This window comes from Candidatus Binatia bacterium, assembly GCA_036382395.1.
GTDB lineage: Bacteria > Desulfobacterota > Binatia > HRBIN30 > HRBIN30 > JAGDMS01.
Window position 1 is genome coordinate 1 of the sequence record DASVHW010000434.1, and the last position, 5156, is coordinate 5156.

Sequence of the window (5156 nt, forward strand, 5' to 3'; positions counted from 1 at the left end):
CAACCCGAACTCGGACTGCCACCGGCGCAGCACGTGGTCCGGCGTGCGAAAGCAGGTGCCGGAGTTGACCACCGTCGTACCGCCGACCGCTTTGCCCAAGGGCAGTGGGATGACCGGGCGGCCATAGGCCATCGTCGTCCCCTGGTCGCGATAGGTGCGGAGCACACGCTCGAACGGTGGGCCGTGGAAGTCGTCCTGGGTGAAATACCCGCCTTCCTCGATGATCAGCACGCTCCGTCCTGCTTCCGCCAACCCCTTGGCGATCACGGCGCCGCCGGCGCCCGAGCCGATGACGCAGACATCAACGCGCTCGGAGATATCGCCCTTGAGATCCGGATACATGAGCGGCGCGAGGCGCGGCCCCTTCCGCGGTGGTCCCTCATGAAGGCAGGCGTGGGTGAAACCGAACGCCGCCTCCACTTCGGGCGCGGCGCCGTAGGCAAAGCCGCACAGCTGTTTCAAGATCGTGATGGGAATGCGCCGCCACGGATAGCGGCTGCGCGCCGCCTCCTCGACGAAGCGCTCGCGCTCCGCTGCCGACAACCGTGAGAAGGGCTTCATCTGCCGGGAGAGCAGCGGACTGATCTCCCAAGCGGCAAGCAAGAGGCTCACTTGACGTCGCGTTGCGGGGCTGAACGCGTTCAAATAGCAGTTCAAGCGGCTGGCGACGCCGACATCCGCGGCCCCCAACGGAAAGGCGCCGCCGCGTGGAACGATCGCATCGGCCACAGCAGCCAACGTCGCCAACTGCCCGGCGTGCAAGGCTCCCCCGTCCGTCATTGCCGCCGATTCTTGAACCGTCGTGGCGAAAATGCAATCGCCCCCAGGCGCACCGGCGCACGCGCATGCTGGCGCACTGGCCCACTCGCACACTCAACCGTTTGCACCTTCGCCCAATCTTCGCTATAGCTGAGGCAGCGGAGGCCGCTATGATCCTCACCAAGCGACAGAAGCAGCTCTACGATTACATCGACGATTTCATCGCGCGCCACGGGTATGCGCCGACGCTCGAGGAGATCGGGGAGAAGTTCAAGCTCTCGTCGCTGGCCACCGTCCACAAGCATCTGACGAACTTGGAACAGAAAGGCCTCATCAAGCGGAAGTGGAACTTCAGCCGCGCCATCGAGCTGGTGCCGCAGCAGAAAAAGGCGGGCGCCGTGGAGTTGCCGCTGCTCGGCTACGTCGCCGCCGGCGCGCCTATCGAAGCGTTGGAAAACGCCGAGAGCTTCAGCGTGCCGGAAGAGTTCGTCCGCCGGCAGAATACCTTCGCGCTGCGCGTGAAGGGGAACTCCATGATCGAGGACGGCATCTGGGACGGCGACTATATCGTCGTCGAAGAGCGTCCGACGGCCGACAACGGGGAAACTGTCGTGGCCCTGATCAATGGAGACGCGACCGTCAAGAAGTTCTACCGGGAGAAGGGCGGCAAGATACGCCTCATGCCGGCCAACGAGAGCATGTCGCCGATCATCGCCAAAGCCCAAGACGTCATGATCCGCGGCGTCGTCGTCGCGGTCATGCGGAAATACTGAACCTTCACACTCTGGGGTTGTGGCGACTGAGCGCAGTCTGCGCTATGCAGGGCCACGGATGAGTGAAGAGCTTGAGATCCTCAAGCTGATCGTGGCCCGCCTCGATGCTGCGTGCATCCCCTGCATGGTGAGCGGGTCCATCGCGATGAGCTATTATGCCCAACCGCGCATGACCCGGGATATCGACATCGTCGCCGATCTCCTCCAGGAGGTGCGGGCGTGACCGATACGCCCGACGCCGTCCGCACACGCTATCGGGTGATGCTGATGCGCCGCCCCGGTGCCGAGCGCCTGAAGATGGCGTGCGACATGTTCGATGCGGCGCGGCGACTGGGTGACCCTCCCGAAGATACGGCGCCGGTAGCCGGTCATCGGTCGCCGTTGGGGGGAAGATCACCGGCTCGGGCTGCCCCGTTCACACCGGGTGCGGCTCTGAACTATGAGGCGAACAACGAGGAGAGGGCTGATGGCGGATGTCACCAGGGCTGGGCGCAATGACCCGTGTCCGTGCGGCAGTGGCAAAAAGCACAAGCGCTGCTGCTTGACCCAGGCGGAAGCGGTGGACTTCACCTGGCAGCGCCTGCGCCGCGCCGAAGGCAGCGTGGTGGAAAAGGTGCTTGCGTTCGCCAAGGCGCACTACGGCGCAGAGGTCATTGTGCATGCCTGGGACGCGTTCAGCCTCGGGGCCAAAGGCGAGCCTGCCGACGATCCGTTGTTCGAATCCGCCTTCATCCCGTGGTTCACGTTCAACTGGGTTCCCGACCCGGCGCTGGCCATCGACGGCCCGCTACCGGGACGCGCTCCGCTGGCGCTCCAGGCCGTCTCGGCACACCCCGACCGCTTCGACGACTTCGAGCAACACTTCGCGCGCGCCATGTGCCAGCGCCCGTACAGCTTCTACGCCGTCACCGCCGTCGCGCCCGGCCGCAGCATCACCCTGAATGACGTCATGACACACCGCGAGTACGAGGTACGCGAACGCTCCGCCAGCGCCACGGTCAGCCGCGGCGGCATTCTGTTTACGCGCGTCCTGGAGATGGACGGGGTCGCCATCATGTGCGGCTGCGCCCCGCTCGTCATTCCGGCGGACGAACACCTTTGGCTGCTCGACCTGCGCCATGCGCTGACCCGCAAGCGGATACCCATGACTGAAGAGATGCTGCACACGCACGCGGAGGCGCTGCGCAGCGCCTACTTCGACGTCGCCGACCGGGTGTATCACCCGCAACTGCCCACGCTCTGCAACACCGACGGCGACCCGCTGCTCTTGCAAACGCTGCACTTCGACTTGCGCTGCAGCCCGCGCGCCGCCTTCGACCGGCTGCGCTCGTTGTCCCTCGACCGGCCGCAAGAGGACTGCATGGAAGATCCCGAGTACGATGCGGACGGCGCCTTGCGCGCCGTCCGCTTCACCTGGCTCAAGCGCGGCAACGCCAAGCATGAGAGCTGGGACAATACCATCCTCGGAACCCTGCGGATCAACGGCACCAAGCTGACCATCGACGTGAACTCGCAACGCCGCGCTGACATCATCCGCGGCGAGGTAGAACGCCAGCTCGGCGCCGACGTCGTTTACCGCACCACCGTGTTTGAGTCGGTGAAAAAGGCCCTCGAGGAGCGACGCGCGCGCCCGGAAACCGCAAAGGAGCGGAGCGCCCGGGAAGCCGACGAACGCCTCAACGCCCTACCCGAGGTGCAGGAACAGCTCCGCGCCATGGCCGCCGCGCACTGGCGGCGCTGGCTCGATGAGAAGATTCCCGCGCTGCGCAACCGCACACCGCGCCAAGCCAGCCGCACCGCGGAAGGACGCGAGCGGCTCGAAGCTCTGTTGCAGTCCTTCGCTGCGAACGACACCGCGCACGGCCCCACACCGTTCAGCGCCGATGTGACGGCGCTGCGCAAGGAACTTGGGCTGAGCCCATGAACGGCGCTGGCTTCCCCTGCCCGGCAATATGGCGCGGGCGCATTCGCGCCAGCGCCGGCGTAGCCACGAGCCTTCCGCCAGAAGCGGTCGCGCGGTTTGACGCCGACTTGCAGGCCCTCCTGACGCAGCGGTTCCCAGACGAACCGTTGCAGATACCTCACCGCATCTTCTCCGTCATAGGCCGCAATCCTCCAGGAAGCCGGCGCGGATACTGATTCGATCATTTGCATTTGCCCCGACGCTGTGGGAATCGGCTCGGTTGGGGAGGAACGAGACACAGTGCCTGTCACGTATCGCGATGCGGGGGTGAGCATTGCTGCCGGCGATCGCGTCACCGCGGCGGCGCAGGCCGCGGCCCGAGCCACGGTGCGCCCGGAGGTGGTCGCGGGCGTCGGCGGATTCGGCGCGCTGTTTCGTATTCCGCGCGGTTATCGGCGGCCGTTGTTGGTAGCCTCTACCGACGGCGTGGGGACCAAGCTGCGGATCGCGCTGATGATGAAGCGCCACGACACCATCGGCATCGATCTGGTGGCCATGAACGTCAACGACATCCTGACGCTCGGCGCGGAGCCGGTGGCCTTTCTCGACTACTACGTGACCGACAAGCTGCGGCCGCAGGTCGCCGCCGCCGTGTTGAAGGGTATTGCCCGCGGCTGCCGGCTGGCGGGATGTAGCCTGATCGGGGGGGAAACGGCAGAGCACCCGGGCTGCTTCATCCCGGGTGAGTACGACCTGGCCGGGTTCACCGTCGGCGTCGTCGAAGCGGACGCGGTCATCGACGGTCGGCGCATTGTCCCCGGTGATGTCGTCATCGGGTTGCCGTCGAGCGGCCTGCACAGCAACGGCTACTCGCTGGTTCGCCGTTTGTGTTTCGAGAAGGGGCGCCTGTCGCTCCGGGCTCGGCCGGAGGAGCTGAGCGTGCCGTTGGGCGAGGAGCTGCTGCGGCCGACACGGATCTACGTGCCGGTGGTGCGCCAACTCCCGCCGCGCCTGATCAAGGGCATGGCGCACATCACCGGCGGCGGCATCACCGGCAATTTGCCGCGCATCCTTCCCAAGGGCTGCGCGGCGCGTATTCGCCTCGGCACCTGGCCGGTTCCCGGCATCTTCGATTTGCTCCAGCGCCTCGGATCGGTGCAGCGGGACGAGATGTTCCAGACCTTCAACATGGGCATCGGGTTCATCCTGGTCGTCGGCAAACGCCAGGCGGATGCGGTCATGGATGGGCTCAAACGGCAGCGCGAGCGCGCCTACATCATCGGCGAGGTCGTGCGCGCCGGGCGCGGATCGCGGCAACGCGTGGTCTTGGAAGGTTCGATTTGAGAATCAAACCGGCGGTCGGCGCGTGCTGTTTCCGACCGGCGCTTCATCGAAAAGCACAGCCGCGACGCCCTCGGAACCGTGATCAAGCTCCATTTCAAGGCGACGCAGCAGATTCTCGCTTGACAGGAGAATTGAACGCTCAAGGCCACACAGGCAGCAGAGGAAACGCAAATGAGCATTCATGAGGTGCTCGCGTCGCGGTTGCAGGGCTGACTTTGAATTCTCAGGTCTGGTCCGCAGGCGCCGCACAGCCGGTCCCGAAGACCGGTTGTGCGGCGTGCTGTCGTTATTCAACCATGATGACCGAGCCGCTCGATACGGTGGAGATCAACTCGTTTCCGGCGGTGTCACTCACGCTCGCGCGATCCGCCCCGATC

General features: G+C 65.6%; 6 protein-coding genes. 5 read left to right on the plus strand and 1 reads right to left on the minus strand.

The genetic code is table 11. From position 1 onward, the window contains the following. On the minus strand, positions 1-780 hold a 780-nt coding region (locus VF515_21530), incomplete at its 3' end, for a GMC family oxidoreductase N-terminal domain-containing protein (protein HEX7410211.1). A gap of 149 nt (positions 781-929) precedes the next feature. On the opposite strand from VF515_21530, the gene lexA reads away from it, so the two are divergent. The 5 genes from lexA to purM all read left to right on the plus strand — a co-directional run bounded on the left by lexA (position 930) and on the right by purM (position 4779). Further along, a complete protein-coding gene (gene lexA, locus VF515_21535) occupies positions 930-1532 on the plus strand; it encodes a transcriptional repressor LexA (GenBank protein HEX7410212.1) in 603 nt (200 codons plus the stop codon). 58 nt (positions 1533-1590) lie between these two features. Then, the gene (locus tag VF515_21540) at positions 1591-1755 is read left to right on the plus strand and encodes a hypothetical protein (GenBank protein HEX7410213.1); all 165 of its coding nucleotides are present in this window, start codon (positions 1591-1593) and stop codon (positions 1753-1755) included. After that, positions 1752-2030, plus strand: a complete 279-nt coding sequence (locus VF515_21545; protein ID HEX7410214.1) for a hypothetical protein — start codon at positions 1752-1754, stop codon at positions 2028-2030. Before VF515_21540 ends, VF515_21545 begins: the two co-directional genes overlap by 4 nt. Further along, positions 1999-3456 (plus strand): SEC-C metal-binding domain-containing protein, encoded by a 1458-nt coding sequence (locus VF515_21550; protein HEX7410215.1) that lies wholly within the window; start codon positions 1999-2001, stop codon positions 3454-3456. Before VF515_21545 ends, VF515_21550 begins: the two co-directional genes overlap by 32 nt. Positions 3457-3735: 279 nt before the next feature. Next, the gene (gene purM / locus VF515_21555; GenBank protein ID HEX7410216.1) at positions 3736-4779 is read left to right on the plus strand and encodes a phosphoribosylformylglycinamidine cyclo-ligase; all 1044 of its coding nucleotides are present in this window, start codon (positions 3736-3738) and stop codon (positions 4777-4779) included. Positions 4780-5156: the final 377 nt, after the last annotated feature.